General features: G+C 33.4%; 16 protein-coding genes. 6 read left to right on the forward strand and 10 right to left on the reverse strand.

Annotated features, from left to right (window positions below):
* Window positions 1-9 precede the first annotated feature (9 nt).
* Window positions 10-2,577, reverse strand: a complete 2,568-nt coding sequence (gene tamL, locus DFR66_RS10520) for a translocation and assembly module lipoprotein TamL (protein ID WP_114754806.1) — start codon at window positions 2,575-2,577, stop codon at window positions 10-12.
* A 37-nt stretch (window positions 2,578-2,614) separates the two neighbouring features.
* Between tamL and DFR66_RS10525 the strand changes: the two genes are divergently transcribed.
* Window positions 2,615-3,340, forward strand: a complete 726-nt coding sequence (locus DFR66_RS10525; RefSeq protein ID WP_114754807.1) for an RNA methyltransferase — start codon at window positions 2,615-2,617, stop codon at window positions 3,338-3,340.
* Between the two features lie 49 nt (window positions 3,341-3,389).
* Here the strand turns inward: DFR66_RS10525 and porT are convergent, their stop codons facing one another.
* From porT to DFR66_RS10550, 4 genes are all read right to left on the reverse strand, one after another.
* On the reverse strand, window positions 3,390-4,094 hold the full coding sequence (gene porT / locus DFR66_RS10530) for a type IX secretion/gliding motility protein PorT/SprT (RefSeq protein WP_114754808.1): 705 nt from the start codon (window positions 4,092-4,094) through the stop codon (window positions 3,390-3,392).
* 1 nt (window position 4,095) lies between these two features.
* A complete protein-coding gene (ubiE, locus tag DFR66_RS10535) occupies window positions 4,096-4,827 on the reverse strand; it encodes a bifunctional demethylmenaquinone methyltransferase/2-methoxy-6-polyprenyl-1,4-benzoquinol methylase UbiE (RefSeq protein ID WP_114754809.1) in 732 nt (243 codons plus the stop codon).
* A gap of 573 nt (window positions 4,828-5,400) precedes the next feature.
* Window positions 5,401-5,883, reverse strand: coding sequence for a dihydrofolate reductase (locus tag DFR66_RS10545; RefSeq protein ID WP_114754810.1), 483 nt, complete (start codon window positions 5,881-5,883; stop codon window positions 5,401-5,403).
* A gap of 13 nt (window positions 5,884-5,896) precedes the next feature.
* On the reverse strand, window positions 5,897-6,229 hold the full coding sequence (locus tag DFR66_RS10550) for a 2TM domain-containing protein (protein WP_114754811.1): 333 nt from the start codon (window positions 6,227-6,229) through the stop codon (window positions 5,897-5,899).
* A gap of 237 nt (window positions 6,230-6,466) precedes the next feature.
* Here DFR66_RS10550 and DFR66_RS10555 point away from each other — a divergent pair, with 237 nt between their 5' ends.
* Window positions 6,467-6,763, forward strand: a complete 297-nt coding sequence (locus DFR66_RS10555) for an isoamylase early set domain-containing protein (protein WP_114754812.1) — start codon at window positions 6,467-6,469, stop codon at window positions 6,761-6,763.
* Window positions 6,764-6,784: 21 nt separating this feature from the next.
* On the opposite strand, the gene DFR66_RS10560 is transcribed toward DFR66_RS10555, so the two are convergent.
* From DFR66_RS10560 to DFR66_RS10580, 5 genes are all read right to left on the reverse strand, one after another.
* Window positions 6,785-7,609 carry a thymidylate synthase gene (locus tag DFR66_RS10560; RefSeq protein ID WP_114754813.1) on the reverse strand — a complete coding sequence of 275 codons (825 nt, stop codon included), beginning with the start codon at window positions 7,607-7,609 and terminating at the stop codon, window positions 6,785-6,787.
* Window positions 7,610-7,642: 33 nt separating this feature from the next.
* Window positions 7,643-8,926 (reverse strand): metal-dependent hydrolase family protein, encoded by a 1,284-nt coding sequence (locus tag DFR66_RS10565; protein ID WP_114754814.1) that lies wholly within the window; start codon window positions 8,924-8,926, stop codon window positions 7,643-7,645.
* A 112-nt stretch (window positions 8,927-9,038) separates the two neighbouring features.
* Window positions 9,039-9,668, reverse strand: coding sequence for a bifunctional nuclease family protein (locus DFR66_RS10570; protein WP_114754815.1), 630 nt, complete (start codon window positions 9,666-9,668; stop codon window positions 9,039-9,041).
* Window positions 9,669-9,805: 137 nt separating this feature from the next.
* Window positions 9,806-10,774 carry an electron transfer flavoprotein subunit alpha/FixB family protein gene (locus DFR66_RS10575; RefSeq protein ID WP_114754816.1) on the reverse strand — a complete coding sequence of 323 codons (969 nt, stop codon included), beginning with the start codon at window positions 10,772-10,774 and terminating at the stop codon, window positions 9,806-9,808.
* A gap of 102 nt (window positions 10,775-10,876) precedes the next feature.
* Window positions 10,877-11,623, reverse strand: a complete 747-nt coding sequence (locus DFR66_RS10580) for an electron transfer flavoprotein subunit beta/FixA family protein (RefSeq protein ID WP_114754817.1) — start codon at window positions 11,621-11,623, stop codon at window positions 10,877-10,879.
* 224 nt (window positions 11,624-11,847) lie between these two features.
* Between DFR66_RS10580 and DFR66_RS10585 the strand changes: the two genes are divergently transcribed.
* The 4 genes from DFR66_RS10585 to DFR66_RS10600 all read left to right on the forward strand — a co-directional run bounded on the left by DFR66_RS10585 (window position 11,848) and on the right by DFR66_RS10600 (window position 16,888).
* Window positions 11,848-12,915 carry a pyruvate dehydrogenase complex E1 component subunit beta gene (locus DFR66_RS10585; protein WP_262510421.1) on the forward strand — a complete coding sequence of 356 codons (1,068 nt, stop codon included), beginning with the start codon at window positions 11,848-11,850 and terminating at the stop codon, window positions 12,913-12,915.
* A 135-nt stretch (window positions 12,916-13,050) separates the two neighbouring features.
* Window positions 13,051-15,537, forward strand: a complete 2,487-nt coding sequence (locus DFR66_RS10590; RefSeq protein WP_114754831.1) for a DUF5686 and carboxypeptidase-like regulatory domain-containing protein — start codon at window positions 13,051-13,053, stop codon at window positions 15,535-15,537.
* A 111-nt stretch (window positions 15,538-15,648) separates the two neighbouring features.
* The gene (locus tag DFR66_RS10595; RefSeq protein ID WP_114754832.1) at window positions 15,649-16,251 is read left to right on the forward strand and encodes a DNA-3-methyladenine glycosylase family protein; all 603 of its coding nucleotides are present in this window, start codon (window positions 15,649-15,651) and stop codon (window positions 16,249-16,251) included.
* Between the two features lie 106 nt (window positions 16,252-16,357).
* Window positions 16,358-16,888, forward strand: a complete 531-nt coding sequence (locus tag DFR66_RS10600; RefSeq protein ID WP_114754819.1) for an inorganic diphosphatase — start codon at window positions 16,358-16,360, stop codon at window positions 16,886-16,888.

The following is a 16,888-nucleotide window of genomic DNA, read 5'->3' on the forward strand; positions in this document are numbered from 1 at the left end:
TAATTAGCATTAGAACGGATAATTTATTCCAAAATTTAAAACGGAGTTAGCAAAATTGTATTCTCTAAACCATCTTTTGCGGGTTTCATTGGCTGGATTGTAGGTTTTAAATCCTAAATCAAAACGAATTACAAAAAAACTTAGGTCATATCTAAGCCCGAATCCAGTTCCTAATGCCATATCTTTTAAGTCCTTAAATTGTGTAAATGTAGATTTCGTATCTTTTACATTATCCAATACGTTCCAAATATTACCAGCATCGGCAAAAAGAGCTCCTTTTAAACTGCCTAATATCTTAAATCGATACTCTCCGCTTATGGCTATTTTCATATTTGCCTCATTAAAATCGTCTAATGCACCACTGCTACCAGGCCCTAAACCATAGGGTTGCCATGCTCTGTTGTCATTTGATCCTCCTGAAAAATAACTTCGTGAAAAGGGTATATAGTCTGAGTTTCCAAATGGGATAGCTATCCCAAAAAAGGTTCTAAATGCAAATATTTTTTCTTTGGATAAATCCCAATGTTTAATGTAGTCAAATTCTGTTTTTATGTATTCTGAATATTCTAAATTGAATATTTCATAATTACCAGTAGAATTTTTCTTCTGATTTGTTGTTGCTGCAAAAGCGGACAAAAGGGTTCCTGCCGATTCTATTTTTGTTTTAAAAAGATAAAAAGTATTATCTGTTAAGTCTTTTTTTGTTGTTTTTGAAAAAGTAAAACTTGTGGCTAAAATAAAGTCATTTTCAGTAAGTCTCAGTCTTCTTTCTTCAATACTTTTTACAGATTGAAAATCTGCGGGTTCTAATGGCTTTGAAAAGTTTGCGTTGCCCGTGAGAACATCATTTGTAAATCCAATGGTCCCCTTTTCAATTAACAAATCTTTATCGATGTCATTGTTATAATAGGAAGGATTTGTATTGTATTCTTTGCTGATTTCATTTAATGCATTGTAGGATGAACCGTAAACATTAAAGTAATTTTGTTGATTTAAATTGCGTACAAACTGAGTGTTGAACAAATCAAATCTGGCTGTATTATTTATTTTTGGAGTCCAATTGTATGATAATGCTCCTGTAAAATTTTCTTTGTCTAAACCAATGTTCCTTTGTTTTGCAAAACCTACTGTAATCAAAGTAGATGGTATCATGCTTTTAGGAATAATTTTTTCTGTGTTGAAAGGCACAGAAATTCGCGGGAAACTCAGTTTTAAGTCAAGACCATATTCTGAAACATTAAAGAAATTATTTTTAGGGTTCGCTAAATCTTTTGATGCTCCAATGTTTCCACGTGCTGCGATTTCCAGCGTTTCTGCTCCATTGAAGACGTTGCGTATTGTTTCAGAAAAACTCAATCCCACCCCAAAATCCTGAATATTAGAATGGGTAACATCTAGTGTAGTCCCAAAACTATATTTTTTTCTTGGTGTTAGATATACTTTTGCAATCAATGATTGTGCAGTAGAATCTCTTGGGTCAACTTCATATTGTATTGACGGATAGTTGAAAATTTTAAGATTGTTTAAGTATCGGGTTGTCAAGACGGTTTTATAATCTGCAAATAACCCACCTTTTGTGATGAAGATAGCATTGGTTATGGCACGTGGCTTATATTTTAGTTTGTTCTGACTGTATAAATTAAAGTTGTTGTAAGTTGTACTATCCGTAATTTTTATACTGTTATTATTTGGTGAATAGTCAGTATAAATATTTACATCGCTTATTTTGTAAATTTTAAATGGTTCTGTTCTGCTTGAATCTTGCTGCTGGTATGAATAATTAGCAATTCTCAAGTTAATATTTGCCTGATTCACTTTCTTAATGGTGTCTATATCAAAAGTCACATAATTAGGTTGAAAATAATACACTCCATTATTTCTAAAATGAGTTGTGATTCGGTTTTTCTCATTCTCAAATTCTTCGGTTTTATATTGACTCCCAGATTTGATAAATGTGTTTGACTTATTAGTCTCATATAAAGAGTCTAAAGCCGGTGTTAAAATAGTAGTTCTCAAGGAGTCTAAAAAAAAGGCGTTTCCGGGAGTTATGGCGTATTTTATCTTGGCTTTTTTGATATTCAAAGTGTCTATTTTGTAGTTGGCATTTACGTTAAAAAAACCGTTGTTGAAATAGTAGTATTTCAAACGCAATAATGACTTATCAGCTCTTTCTTTATCAATAATTACGGGTGGTTCGCCAGTTTTTTTTAAGAAATCGTGGATGCCGTGGTACCAGAAGGATTTGCCGAGTCGATTGACTTGTTTTTCTGACAACCATTTTGATTTTCTTCTAAATTTTTCAGGATTATTTGTAAACTTGGCTTGATACGTTGAATCTGGATTTAAATTGGCAAGATTGTATAGATTCAATCTTAAACGGTAACCAAGCAAGGTGCTGTTTGGTTTTTGATAAAGTTGATTAAAAACATTTTCATCCTTAATTGTTTTGTCATTTACAGTAATTTCGTTTTTTGTAAGCAAATGTTTTCCGTCCGGAACTCTTTTTACAGCGTTACAAGCGCAAATAAGTATTGCAATTAGAATAAATGCAGTTATTTTTGTGGAAGTTTTTTTCAAGTGTTCTAAAATATTTAATTCAAAAGTACATTATTTTATGGTTAGTAAAAACCAAATAAAGCTTATAACGAGTTTGCAGCAAAAAAAATATAGAATAGCCAACAAATTATTTTTTACCGAAGGCGTAAAAGGGATTAACGAGCTGCTAGAATCTAATTTTGAATTGGAACATTTATACACCACCCTAAATGATTTTGAAGAAGTTCCTAGTGCCAGGAAAACGATTATTCAAGAAAATGATTTAAAAAAGATCAGCGCATTAGCAACACCTAATACATGCTTAGCCGTTTTTAAAATGCCAGCAGAAAAACCAATTATAGAAACCGGATTAATTGTAGCGCTAGATGCTATCCGTGATCCGGGAAATTTAGGGACTATATTGCGATTGTGTGATTGGTTTGGCGTGAAGCAGTTGTTGTGTTCTAAGGAAACAGTTGATATTTATAATCCAAAAGTTGTTCAGGCAACCATGGGTTCAATAGCCAGAGTCAACGTAAATTATATTGAACTAGCTGCTTTTGTTGCAGAAACAAAACTACCCGTTTTTGGTACTTTTATGGACGGAGAGAATATTTATAAATCAGTTTTACCCAAAGAAGGAATTGTAATTATGGGTAATGAAGCTAATGGAGTTTCTGCAGTACTTGAAAAATTAATTAAAAACAGACTCACAATTCCTCGATTTGGAGATCTTCAAAAAACAGAAAGTCTTAATGTTGCTACTGCTACCGCTATTGTGTTAAGTGAGTTTTGTCGCGGTTAGTTTTAATCATAGGATTGCTATGAGGTTTGAAACTGTGACTCAAAACTATTTAGTGGAATGTAAAATTGATGAAGACTGCTCGAGTTTTCAAAGATTCTATATTGCTTGTCCAGGGACTGTTTGGGTCTTTATCTCTTATCAATTCGTCATTTATTCCAAACACTCCTCTAATCGAAGGGGAGAATATGAAATATTCTGAAAAAAGATCAATTCCAAAACCCAATTCATAATTAGTTGTCCAAGCTTTTACTCTAAATCGCTGCTCTAGATTGTCATCTACTAATTTAGAATTACTAGATAAGTTTAAAGTAGCCGAAAAACCTCCTAAAGCATAAGGGCGAATATTCCCAGTTCTTAGTGATGAAAACTTTAGTAATAACGGGAAATGAATGTAAGTGCTGTTTACTTCTCTTAACGCATCATTACTGTTAGTGAAATTAGGATAATTTAAATCTCTTTTTGTATAATAAAGTCCAGGCTCAAAACGCAAGTTGATGTATTCCTGTAGTTTTAAATCACTTACAATTCCCACATTAAAACCTGTAGTTTTATTTACGAGAATATCTGGTGTTTCGGATTTGTAATCAATTTTAAAATCGTAAGAATTAAAACCTAAATAAAAACCATAGTAGATTCTTTTCTTCTGAAAGTTTTCTAAATTGATAATAGGGTCTTTACTAAATATGTTTTTAGATTTTTGTGAGTATCCGTTTAAAATAGAAGCAAAAAAAAGAAAGACTATTATTTTTTTCATGTTATTTTTTAGAAGCTGAATAAATAGTAGCAACTCCAAATGTTTGGGGTAACGCTACAACATCTATAAACCCAGTTTTTCTTAAAATATTGTTCAATGCTTCTCCATAAGGGAATGCAGCGGCAGATTCAGATAAATAACCATAAGCAACATTGTCCTTAGAAAACAATTTGCCTATCAATGGCAATATGTTTTTGCTGTAAAAATTATATCCTTGTTTGTAAGGCGTTTTATCTGGCACAGATGTTTCTAGAATTACAAATACTCCGTTAGGCTTTAAAACTCTTAAAATTTCAGCTAAACCTTTTTCTAAATTTTCAAAATTACGTACCCCAAAAGCAACTGTTATGGCATCAAAATAATTATCCTCATAAGGCATGTTTTCTGAGTCGGCTAGAATCATTTCGATAGTATTGGAAAGATTTTTTGCAGCAATTTTTTTTTCGCCTACCTCAAGCATTCCTGCGGAAATATCTAATCCAACTATTTTTTCAGCTTGTGTTTGTGCCATCAAAATTGCCAAATCTCCTGTTCCGGTTGCAATATCCAGAATTATCTTTGGGTTTGACTTAGAAACAATTTGCAAAACTTTTTTACGCCATTTTATATCTATACCGAAAGAAATGACACGATTCAGGTTGTCATAATTTCCAGAAATGGTGTCAAACATTTTAGCAACTTGTTCTTTTTTACCTAATGCTGAATCTTTATAGGGCGTTATTTTTTCTGACATTTTTTTATTTTGTACAAATATAATACAAACTTGATGAACTTAAAATGAGTTTCAAAAATTAGAAACAAGTTTTATTTTTAAATTTTAAAATACACTAAAAACTAAAATTCATTTTTTTTGAAATATCACTAAAAGTGGGTATTGCAACTAAAGATAAAATTGTACAAATTTGTTACTCAGGAAAATAACCATATTAAATGATTAAAAGAGAATCGATCAACCAAATCAAGTGGATAATTTTAGCGTTTTTTATCTCATTTGTTCTTGTTTGCAGTTTTGAAAGCACTGTTTCAAACAGCAGTGTTGTTGTTAAAACGCAACATACGTTCTTAGGATTAAATTTGTTTTTGGAAATTTTAATTTTTTTCGTCTTTAGTACCTTCGTGGTATTTGGTATTAAAGGCTTTTTTGAGATGTATTCTCAGAAATCATCAAATGTTATAATCTTCATTTCTGGAGTATTACTAATATTTGTAATTTTTATTTTATGTTATCAAATACTCTTTCAAGAGTAGATCCTCTCTTTAATTAATGGTTAAAAAAAACATCCCGTAAAAAGGATGTTTTTTTGTTTTATTTTCTAATGAATGTTTGATAGGAATAATCATAAAGGTGTTTTTCGTCCTTCTCATTATATTCTGAAACTATTATTTTCCATTCTTCATCATTTATTTCAGGGAAATACGCATCACCTTCAAAGTTGTGATGCACCCGAGTAATTTCTAATTTGTCTGCAAAGGGAAGTCCTATAGTATAAATTTCGCCTCCGCCAATGATAAATGTGTTCTTATCTTCTGGACAAACGGCTAATGCTTTTTCCATACTATCTACAATAATACAGCCTTCGGCTTGATATCCTTTCTGTCTAGTGATTATAACGTGGGTTCTATTGGGTAATGGCTTTGGAAAACTTTCAAATGTTTTTCTGCCCATTATAATATGATGTCCAGATGTAAGAGATTTAAATCTTTTGAAATCATTGGGTAAATGCCAGATTAATTCGTTGTTTTTTCCGAGAGCATTATTTTCGGCAACGGCTGCAATCATTATTATCATAATTGATTAACTGTTATTTAAGTTCGTCGTTGTTGACTTGAGTTTGTAATTGATCTAGTTTTTTTTGTTGCAGCGCTACAAGTCGGTCTATTTGTTCTCTTTCCCAATTTTTATTCATAAAACGATCCGTGATGAAAATTTTTATAAAATGTAAAATAAATAGGAATAACCAGATGGTGATTACCCAAATTGACCAATTAGAATCTACAGCAATTTCAAAAAATTTATTAGCAATAAATAAAAGTAAACTTCCTAAAACGAAAAGGACAAAATGAAAATACAGTCTTTTTTTTTGTTTAATTCTTCTCCTCGCATATTCGTACTGTTCGTGTAGTTCTTTTTCCATTACTCAAAATTTAGTTTATAAAGGTAAAATTTATTTTGGAAAGTCACTATTTTGCTTGTAGATTATTTATTATGAAAACGTTTTCTGATTTTTGAATATTAAATTTAGCCTGTCTATAATTATAGAATTGTTTATAAATTAACATAGTTTAGCCTATTCTATTAAATCTTTGGCTTTTTGTTGTAAGTTCAATATCTTTTAGTTCCTTTGTTTTATAAATCTATAAATGAAATAGTTATGGCTATCAAGAAACAATTCGTTAAAACAAAACCAGTTTGTAAAGTTACTTTTTCGGTAACTGCTAAGGAAGCAAGTCAAGCTTCTGTCGTAGGAGATTTCAATAATTGGAATGTTGAAGAAGGTGCTTTGATCAAATTAAAAAATGGTACTTTCAAAGGGGTTTTCGACCTAAACAAAGATGCGGCATATGAATTTAAATACGTAATTGATGGTGCTTTCGTCAATGAACCGGAAGCTGATTCTTTCAAGTGGAATGAATTTGCAGGAAACGAAAACGGTGTTTTAGTAGTTTAACTAAAACACCGTTTTTTTATGTTATACTGCTACGCTACCTTTTATCAAAGGATGCGGATCATAGCCTTCGAGAGTGAAATCTTCAAAATTGAACGCAAAGATGTCTTTTATATTGGGATTCAAAATCATTTTAGGCAATGGTTTTGGCTCACGGGATAATTGCAGTTCTAGTTGTTCAAAATGATTGTTGTAAATATGTGCGTCGCCAAAAGTGTGAATAAATTCTCCAGGTTGTAAGTCGCAAACCTGTGCAATCATCATGGTTAGTAAAGCGTAAGAAGCTATGTTGAAAGGAACTCCCAAGAAAATATCAGCGCTTCGCTGGTACAATTGACATGATAACTTACCGTCAGAGACATAAAACTGAAAGAAAGCATGACAAGGAGGCAAAGCGGCTTTATTGTTGGCTACATTCTCATCAAATGATTTTGTAGTGTCAGGAAGCACCGATGGATTCCATGCCGAAACTAACATTCTGCGGCTGTTAGGATTGGTTTTTAATTCTTTTATTAATTCTGAAATTTGATCAATTTCTTCACTATTCCAGTTGCGCCATTGATGACCGTAAACAGGTCCTAAGTCGCCATTGGCATCGGCCCAGGCATCCCAGATTTTAACGCCATTTTCTTGTAGGTATTTGATATTAGTATCACCTTTTAAAAACCACAGCAATTCATAAATAATAGATTTTAGGTGCAGTTTTTTGGTGGTAACCATTGGGAAACCTTCATTCAAATCGAAACGCATTTGGTATCCAAAGACACTTTTTGTTCCTGTTCCAGTACGATCTCCTTTTTGACAACCGTTTTCCATAACGTGTTGCACTAAATCTAAATATTGTTTCATTGTATATTTTTATTCTGTTTTGCGGTAAACGATTTAGTTTTTATATATTTTTCCGTCTTTCATTACAAATACTACCTTTTCTAGTGTTTTAATAGTATTCAAAGGGCTTTCATCAACTGCAATAATGTCTGCCAAAAAATTTTCTTTGATTTGACCTACTTCATTTCCAATGCCTAATAACATGGCATTCGTTGTTGTTGCAGATTGTATTGCGGCTAAATTTGGCATTCCGGCTTCAACCATATAGCCAAATTCTTTTGCATTTGTACCATGAGCAAAAACTCCAGCATCAGTTCCAAAAGCAATTTTGACTCCTTTTTTATATGCTTTAGCAAAAGTAGCTTTAATTTGTGGGCCAACTTCTCTCGCTTTAGGAACTACAATTTCAGGATAAAAACCGGTAATTTCTGCATTTTTTTCCACTTCTTTACCAGCCGTTAACGTAGGCACTAAATACGCATCGTATTTTTTCATTAATTCCATTGTTTCCTCACTCATAAAGGTACCGTGTTCAATGGTTTTTATACCTCCTAATATGGCTCTTTGCATTCCTTCATCACCGTGGGCATGGGCTGCGGTAAGCATATTGTAATCCTTTGCAGTTGTTGTGATAGCTTTTATTTCTTCAAAAGTAAACTGAGGGTTTTTCCCGCTTTTTGCCACACTTAAAACGCCGCCAGTAGCTGTAATTTTAATAACATCGGCTCCTTCTTTATAACGTTCTCTTACTGCTTTTACTGCTTCTTCAGGAGAATTAATTACACCTTCATGTGGGCCTGGGTCGCCTACAAGTTTTCTGTTGCTTCCGTTTGTTGGGTCTGCATGTCCGCCTGTTGTGGCAATCGATTTTCCTGCGGTATATATTCTGGGACCTTTTACAATTCCTTTATTGATAGCATTTCTTATGGATATATTAACGCCGGTTCCTCCTAAATCTCGTACGGTGGTGAATCCTGCCAGAAGCGTGATTTCTGCACAACGAACTGCTTGAAATGCAACATCTGCCTCATTGTCTAAATATTTTGACATGTAGCTCTTAGTGTTATTTTCGCCTTCGATATGTACATGAAGATCGATCAAGCCTGGTAATATATACTTGTTTTTAAGGTCGATTTCAATGTCTTCTGGTTTGGATTTAGATACAAACCCATCTTGTATTTTTATGATTTTATTTTTAGAAACAACTATGGTTTGGTTGGATAACTCTTTGCCAGATTGAGTGTTTAGAATTTTCCCGCAGTGTAAATAATAATCTTGAGAAAATACGGCTGTAGAAATAAATAAGGTTATGGCAATAAGAATAATTTTTGTTTTCATAAATTAGTTTTATAACAGTTGTTTATAAAATATATTAAAAAGTGTAGCCTCTAATACAGCCGCATTTTATTTGTGAATCATTTATAAAATATTGCAAAAATAAAATTCAAAACTACAGTTGTCTCTTTGAGATTTCATCTCTGATTTTTGCTGCTTTTTCGTAATCTTCATGAGAAACCGCTTGGTCTAAAAGCTCATTCAATTCCTGTATGCTATGCTTAGAATAGGTTTCACCTGATTGATTGCTTTCCTCTTCACGTCCAAATGTATCTGGATTTGAAAGTACATCATCAATTTCTTGAGATTCTTTATTTGGATCTAAAGAATTTGATTTTAAGTAAATTCCGGCTTTGTCCAAGATGTTTTTGTAAGTGAAAATTGGTGCATTAAAACGCAGAGCAAGTGCGATTGCATCGGAAGTTCTTGCGTCAATAATCTCTTCGATTTTATCTCTTTCGCAAATGATACTCGAATAAAAAACTCCATCGACTAACTTATGGATGATTACTTGTTTGACCACAATATCAAAACGTTCTGCGAAATTTTTAAACAAATCATGCGTCAAAGGACGTGGTGGTTTTATTTCTTTTTCTAATGCAATAGCAATGGATTGGGCTTCAAAAGCACCTATTACAATGGGTAATTTTCTTTCGCCGTCAACCTCATTCAAGATCAAAGCGTAGGCTCCGTTCTGAGTTTGACTGTATGAAATTCCTTTTATGGATAATTTAACTAAGCTCATAATTGTTGTTATGGGAAAGTACGTTGTACTTTTTTTGATAAAAATTAAGTAGCAATTTCTAAAAAGAAATGCTACTTAAAAGCAAAGATACAAAATCTTGTTTTTAAGTAGCATTTAAATTAATGGGATGCTCTAATTTATGAATTCTGAGCTTTGAAAGCTTTAAATTTCTCAATCAATTGAGGTACAATTTCAAAAGCATCGCCTACAATTCCGTAGTCAGCTACTTTAAAAAATGGTGCTTCTGGGTCACTGTTGATTACCACTTTTACTTTTGAGGAGTTGATTCCTGCTATGTGTTGTATTGCTCCAGAGATTCCAATCGCAATATAAAGGTTTGTAGCTACCGGTTTTCCTGTTTGTCCTACGTGCTCTCCGTGAGGTCTCCATCCTAAGTCAGATACTGGCTTAGAACAAGCAGTTGCTGCACCAAGAACGGTTGCTAATTCCTCTACCATTCCCCAGTTTTCTGGTCCTTTTAATCCACGACCAGCTGAAACAACAATATCTGCATCGGCAATAGAAACTTTTCCAGTAACTTTTTCTACAGATTCTACTTTTACACCAAAATCATTATCTCCAATTGTTGGATTAAAATCTTCTTCTGTTAGTGTTGAAGGTGTTTCAAAAATCCCATAAGAGTTTTTAGCAAGGCCAAGCACTTTTACGTCTGTAGCGATTTCAGTAATATTGAAAGCTTTGTTTGAAAAAGCGGTTCTTTTTACTTGAAAAGGCGACGTTGAAACTGGTAATCCAACCACATTTGATGCATAACCAGCCTCTAAAGCTACTGCAACAAGTGAGGAAAGATAAATGCTATCTGTAGTTGATGAAAGTAAAACTAGTTTTACGTTTTCTTTTTGAGCAGCTTGTTTGATTACATCAGCATACGCTTTTGCTGTAAATCCTGATAATTTATCGTTGTTTACTTTTAAAACTTTGTCTACTCCATATTTTGATAATTCTGAAACATCTCCAGCATTTACAGTCACAGCCGTAACCGTAGTCCCTAAACTTTCAGCAACTTTTTTTGCATAAGAAGCTAGTTCGAATGCAACTTTTTTAAATTTTCCTTCTGCGTATTCCGCGTATATTAATATTGACATAATTTTTTATTTTAGTCTTAAAGTTTTTATAGTCTAAAGTCATAAAGGGAAATTATTGTCAACTTCTATCCTTTCGACTTTCGACATTCGACTTTATGACAGTTAGATTACTTTCGCTTCGTTGTGTAATAAATTGATTAATTCATCTAAATTATCAGCTGCTACTAATTTCACGGCTGATTTAGGAGCTGGTTTTTCAAACTTTACTGCTTTTGTGTTTACAGTAGCGTCAACAGGCTCTAGAATTGTCAATACTTTAGTTCTTGCAGTCATGATTCCTCTCATGTTTGGAATACGCAAGTCTTTTTCTTCTACAAGTCCTTTTTGTCCACCAATAATTAATGGTAAAGATGTAGCAACGGTTTCTTTTCCACCATCAATTTCGCGAACTGCTTTTACGCTTGTTCCATCAACAGTCAAACTGGTGCAAGAATTAAGGAAGTTGTATCCTAAAATTCCAGCAATCATTCCAGGAACCATTCCACCATTATAATCTAAAGATTCTTTACCTGCGATTACAACATCATAATTTCCGTTTTTAATAACTTCCGCAAGTTGTTTGGCTACAAAAAATCCATCAGTAGGAGTAGCGTTGACACGGATTGCTTCGTTAGCGCCTATTGCTAAAGCTTTTCTTAATGTTGGTTCCGTATCAGGTCCTCCAACATTTACAACAGTAACCGTTGCGCCTTGTTGCTCTTGAAACCAAATAGCACGTGTTAAACCAAATTCATCATTAGGGTTGATTACATATTGTACTCCGTTAGTGTCAAACTCTGAATCTCCGTTGACAAAGTTAATTTTTGAAGTAGTATCAGGAACGTGACTGATGCAAACTAATATTTTCATACTTATATTTTTTATTATTCGTAATTTCTTTTACAAATTTAAAATATTAATTCGAATAATTTACTATGCACGCATAATATTTTTTGTTACTATTTCGATTTCGTAGCCCGGATAGTAGCGACATCCTTCTTGTGGCTCCTTTAGACACAGGAAGATACAGCGGAGAGCCGGAAATAGCTCCTGAAAATTAACGTTGTAAATCCTGAATTAATTTAGGGTAATTTATGCTTTTAAGTAATATAAAATATTTATTTTTGCTTTTCGAAAAATATCCTTCGACTGCGCTGAGGAGGATAAAATATAAAAAAAATATGAGAACGATACAATTTAGAGAGGCTATTTGCGAAGCGATGAGTGAAGAAATGCGTCACGATGAGTCCATATACTTAATGGGTGAAGAAGTTGCAGAATATAATGGTGCTTACAAAGCATCAAAAGGAATGCTTGCTGAATTTGGCGAGAAAAGAGTTATTGATACTCCTATCGCGGAGCTTGGTTTTACTGGAATTGCAGTAGGATCAGCTATGAACGGATGCAGACCGATTGTGGAATACATGACGTTCAATTTTTGTTTAGTTGGGATTGACCAAATTATAAATAATGCTGCTAAAATGCGTCAGATGACTGGTGGGCAATTTAATGTGCCTATCGTTTTTCGTGGTCCAACAGCTTCAGCGGGACAATTAGGAGCGACACACTCACAAGCATTAGAAAACTGGTTTGCGAATACTCCAGGTCTTAAAGTAGTAGTTCCATCTACGGTTTATGATGCTAAAGGTTTGTTGAAAGCGGCTATTCGTGACAATGATCCTGTGATTTTCATGGAATCAGAACAAATGTATGGTGATAAAGGTGAAGTTCCAGATGGTGAATATGTTATTCCGTTAGGAGTTGCGGATATCAAACGCGAAGGTACCGATGTAACGATTGTTTCTTTCGGAAAAATTATTAAAGAAGCACATATTGCTGCTGATGAATTAGCTAAAGAAGGAATTTCTTGTGAAATTATAGATTTGAGAACAGTTCGTCCTATGGATTATGACACTATTTTGACTTCTGTTAGAAAAACAAACAGATTAGTGGTTCTTGAAGAAGCTTGGCCTTTTGCAAGTGTGGCTTCGGAGATTACTTATATTGTACAAGAGCGTGCTTTTGATTTCTTAGATGCGCCTATCCAACGTATCACAACAGCAGATACTCCAGCACCTTACTCTCCAGTTTTATTGAAAGAATGGTTGCCAAATGCGGGTGATGTTGTAAAAGCGGTTAAAAAAGTAATGTATAAAAAATAGATTTTTTTTTAGCTTTTGATTTTTATATAAATTTTAACAAACGACTGTCTAAACTTAAAATAATTTAGATATCTAAATGCCTATATTTGAAACTTCATCAATTATTTTTTTGATGAAGTTTTTTTTTGAATGATTATGAAAAAGAATTTCTTGTTTTTCCTGCTTTTGTTGTTGGTTTCTGCAAGTGCAGTTTATGCACAAACTAAGGTGAGTGGTGTTGTAGTAGATAAATCAAATCAACCTATTCCTTTTGCCAATGTTGTTTTTAAAGGTTCCAGTGAAGGGATTGTGACTAATGAAGACGGTAAGTTTTATCTTGAATCCCAAAAAGTATACTCCATTTTGCTAATATCTTCAGTTGGTTTTTCGGAGAAGGAAATTATATTAGACAAGCAAGTAAATTACAATTTCAAAATTCAACTGAGTGAAGCAGAGAGTTTAAGTGAAGTTATGGTTTTTGCCGGAAAAACATCTAAAAAAAATAATCCTGCGCTAGATATTCTCAGAAAAATATGGGAAAGAAAACGTAAAAATGGATTGTATCAGTTTGACCAATACCAGATGGAGAAGTATGAGAAAATAGAATTTGATATGAATTCTATTGATAGTGCTTTTATGAAAAGCAAGCTCTTTAAAGGAATGGAGTTTATTTTTAATCAAATGGACACTTCAAGAGTAACCGGAAAAACCTATTTACCCATTTTTGTAAACGAATCACTCCAGGATGTTTACGGAGATAATAAATTAAAGAAAGTAAAAGAGAAAATCAAAGCGAATAAAACTTCTGGGTTTAATGGAAACCAGCAAATTTTATCTTTTGTAAAAGATTTGTATTCTAATTATGATATTTACAATAACTATTTAACTTTTTTTGACAAAAGTTTCACTAGTCCGTTATCTAAAACAGGGATTGATGTCTATAATTATGTCTTAAAAGACAGTGCATATATTGACAATAAATGGTGTTATAATATTGTTTTTTATCCAAGACGTAAAAATGAATTGACTTTCAAAGGGGATTTCTGGGTCAATGATTCCACATTTGCCCTCAAGAAAATAAATATGGCGGTTACTAAAAGCGCTAATATCAATTGGGTAAAAGATATTTACTTAGAGCAAGAATTTGAAGTATTAAGTGATTCGGTTTTCTTATTGACTAAGGATTATCTAATGTCCGACTTTGCTTTGAACAAAAAAGAAAATTCTAAAGGAGTTTACGGTAAACGAACCAGCTTTTATAGGAATCATCAATTTAATAAGGAGAAACCAGTAGCTTTCTATAAAGATGAAGTCAATTATATGGATGATGAAGTCTATAATAAATCTGATGAATACTGGAATGAAAACCGTTTTGAGAACTTGAGTAAGGATGAATTGGGCGTTTATAAAATACTGGATACGTTGCAAACAGTAGATAAGTTTAAGCGATTGTATAGTTTGGTTTCTATTCTTGGAAGCGGTTATGTCGAATTTAAAAACTTCGATTACGGACCTGTTTTTTCCACATTTGGATACAATGAAGTAGAAGGTGTGCGCTTGCGAGTGGGAGGTAGAACTTATTTTGGACCCAACGATCCTTGGCGTATTCAAGCCTACACGGCGTATGGATTTGATGATGATAAATTTAAATACGGACTTTCAGGAAAATGGATGGTTGACAAGAAAAACCGAATCATTTTGTCCGGAGGAAATAGACGTGACATTGAACAAATAGGCGCCAGTTTAACCACTACTAACGATGTCTTGGGCAGAAGTTTTGCTTCCTCCTCCGTGTTTTCGTCCGGTAGCAACGGGAAATTGACTAACATCAATTTGACAAATATAGCCTTAGAAATTGAGCCTGTTAAGAATTTGATTTTCCAGGCTGGTATTTCTTACCGTACGCTGGAATCCGCATCGCCAACTTTTAGCTTGGATTATTATACGGATATAGCAAATTTGATTACTAAAAGTGATGTAAAACAATCTGAAGCGAACTTTCAGATCGAATATTCGCCAAAGCGTAAAACAATTGGTTTTGGGGTTGAAAGAAGCAATGTTGACAGTCCGTTTAGTCGTTTCTTTATTAATTATAGTCATGGATTCAAAGGGCTTTTGAACAGTGATTTTAAATATGATAAAGTACAATTGTATTATAAACAGCCCATAATTATAGGGCCTTTAGGAAGAACAAATATTATTATGGAAGTGGGGAAAACCTTCGGGAAAGTGCCGTTAGGATTACTGAGTGTTATTCCTGGGAATCAGACTTATTTTACAATCGAAAACACGTTTAGCAACCTTAATTTCTATGAATTTGTGTCAGACCAGTATGCTACTTTGCAGTGGAATCACAATTTCAATGGCCGAATTTTTTCCAGAATTCCGTTTATGCGCAAACTCAATTGGAGAGAAATTGTATCTGTAAAAGGGGTTTATGGAACCATTTCTGATAAAAATCGAGCGATTAATGCATCGGGTTTAATTTACAATGCACCTGAAAAAGGCTATTGGGAATACAGCGCCGGAATTGGGAATATCTTCAAAGTATTCCGCATCGATTTTGCTTGGCGAGGCAATTATCTCAACACTCCTGGAGCCAATAATTTTACGGTAAAAGGCTCGTTCGGGTTTAATTTTTAGGAGCTATTTCTCCCGATGCATCGGGATACACTATATCTTTTTATAAGGCGAAGAAAAATCGCCTTATAAAAAACGATGTCGTTTCCATCCGGGCTAAAAAAACATCAGATTATGCAAGAAGCCATCGACTACCTTTTAGAAAAAGATACCATTTTCAAGTCAATCATTGAAGAATACGGAATGCCAATTATTCCCAAAAGACCACAAGGTTTTGAGACTTTGGTGTTGTTGATTTTAGAACAACAAGTTTCGATAGATTCGGCGAAAGCCACTTTTTTAAAAATAAAAGCCAGTCAAAAAGCCATAGCCCCTGAAATTCTTCTTCACGTATCGGACGAAGAATTTAGGAATCTTGGCGTAAGCCGACAAAAAACATCTTATATCAAAGCTTTGGCAACAGCGATATTAAATAAAGAGCTAGATTTAGAAAGTTTACCAGCAAAAACGGCTCATCAAGTACGCGAAGAACTCATCAAAATCAAAGGAATAGGAAACTGGACCATCGATATTTACTTAATGTTTTGTCTGGAATCCCCTGATTTATTGCCTTTAGGAGATATTGCGGTCGTAAATACCATAAAGGAATTGCTGGATATTCACGATAAAGATGCTATGGAAATTCATGCAAAACAATGGAGTCCGTATCGTTCTTATGCTACTTATCTTTTGTGGCATCATTATTTAAAGAAACGAAATAGGACAGTGGTTTACTAAAGCACTCACTGTTAAAATTTAATCAATAGATAACATGAATTTTTTATTGTAAAAAGGGATACTTTCCTTACTTTTGCAGCCATAATTATAGATAAGAAAAACTAAAATGACTGCAGACAAATTAACAACTTTCGATGTTTTAATCGAAATACCAAGAGGAAGTAGAAATAAATACGAATATGATTTCGAAATAAAAAGAATGCGTTTTGACAGGATGTTATTTTCGTCAATGATGTATCCTGCTGATTACGGATTTATTCCTGAGACATTAGCATTAGACGGAGATCCATTAGATGTTTTGGTTTTGGTAAACGAACCAACTTTTCCTGGTTGTGTAATGGAAGTGAAGCCTATTGGTGTTTTCCACATGGCAGATGATAAAGGACCAGATGAAAAAGTAATTTGTGTACCAGTTTCAGATCCAATTTGGAATTCATTGGAAAACCTAACAGATATGAATCCACACCTATTAAAAGAAATTGAACATTTCTTTCAAGTTTACAAAGATCTTGAAAACAAACAAGTAGATGTTGAAGGTTGGGGAGATGTAAATGAAGCGTACGCAATTATTAAAGAATGTACAGAGCGTTTCAATCAAATTGAAAATAAACCAGAAGGATTATTTAGTATTAAGTAA

It is taken from the genome of Flavobacterium glaciei, from assembly GCF_003350545.1.
Lineage (GTDB): Bacteria > Bacteroidota > Bacteroidia > Flavobacteriales > Flavobacteriaceae > Flavobacterium > Flavobacterium glaciei.

Bases quoted from the DNA above. Each gene is read 5' to 3' on its own strand.
- DFR66_RS10525 (WP_114754807.1), top strand. From the start codon at position 2,615: ATGGTTAGTAAAAACCAAATAAAGCTTATAACGAGTTTGCAGCAAAAA.
- porT (WP_114754808.1), bottom strand. From the start codon at position 4,094: ATGAAAAAAATAATAGTCTTTCTTTTTTTTGCTTCTATTTTAAACGGA.
- ubiE (WP_114754809.1), bottom strand. From the start codon at position 4,827: ATGTCAGAAAAAATAACGCCCTATAAAGATTCAGCATTAGGTAAAAAA.
- DFR66_RS10545 (WP_114754810.1), bottom strand. From the start codon at position 5,883: ATGATAATAATGATTGCAGCCGTTGCCGAAAATAATGCTCTCGGAAAA.
- DFR66_RS10550 (WP_114754811.1), bottom strand. From the start codon at position 6,229: ATGGAAAAAGAACTACACGAACAGTACGAATATGCGAGGAGAAGAATT.
- DFR66_RS10555 (WP_114754812.1), top strand. From the start codon at position 6,467: ATGGCTATCAAGAAACAATTCGTTAAAACAAAACCAGTTTGTAAAGTT.
- DFR66_RS10560 (WP_114754813.1), bottom strand. From the start codon at position 7,609: ATGAAACAATATTTAGATTTAGTGCAACACGTTATGGAAAACGGTTGT.
- DFR66_RS10565 (WP_114754814.1), bottom strand. From the start codon at position 8,926: ATGAAAACAAAAATTATTCTTATTGCCATAACCTTATTTATTTCTACA.
- DFR66_RS10570 (WP_114754815.1), bottom strand. From the start codon at position 9,668: ATGAGCTTAGTTAAATTATCCATAAAAGGAATTTCATACAGTCAAACT.
- DFR66_RS10575 (WP_114754816.1), bottom strand. From the start codon at position 10,774: ATGTCAATATTAATATACGCGGAATACGCAGAAGGAAAATTTAAAAAA.
- DFR66_RS10580 (WP_114754817.1), bottom strand. From the start codon at position 11,623: ATGAAAATATTAGTTTGCATCAGTCACGTTCCTGATACTACTTCAAAA.
- DFR66_RS10585 (WP_262510421.1), top strand. From the start codon at position 11,848: ATGCTTTTAAGTAATATAAAATATTTATTTTTGCTTTTCGAAAAATAT.
- DFR66_RS10590 (WP_114754831.1), top strand. From the start codon at position 13,051: ATGAAAAAGAATTTCTTGTTTTTCCTGCTTTTGTTGTTGGTTTCTGCA.
- DFR66_RS10595 (WP_114754832.1), top strand. From the start codon at position 15,649: ATGCAAGAAGCCATCGACTACCTTTTAGAAAAAGATACCATTTTCAAG.
- DFR66_RS10600 (WP_114754819.1), top strand. From the start codon at position 16,358: ATGACTGCAGACAAATTAACAACTTTCGATGTTTTAATCGAAATACCA.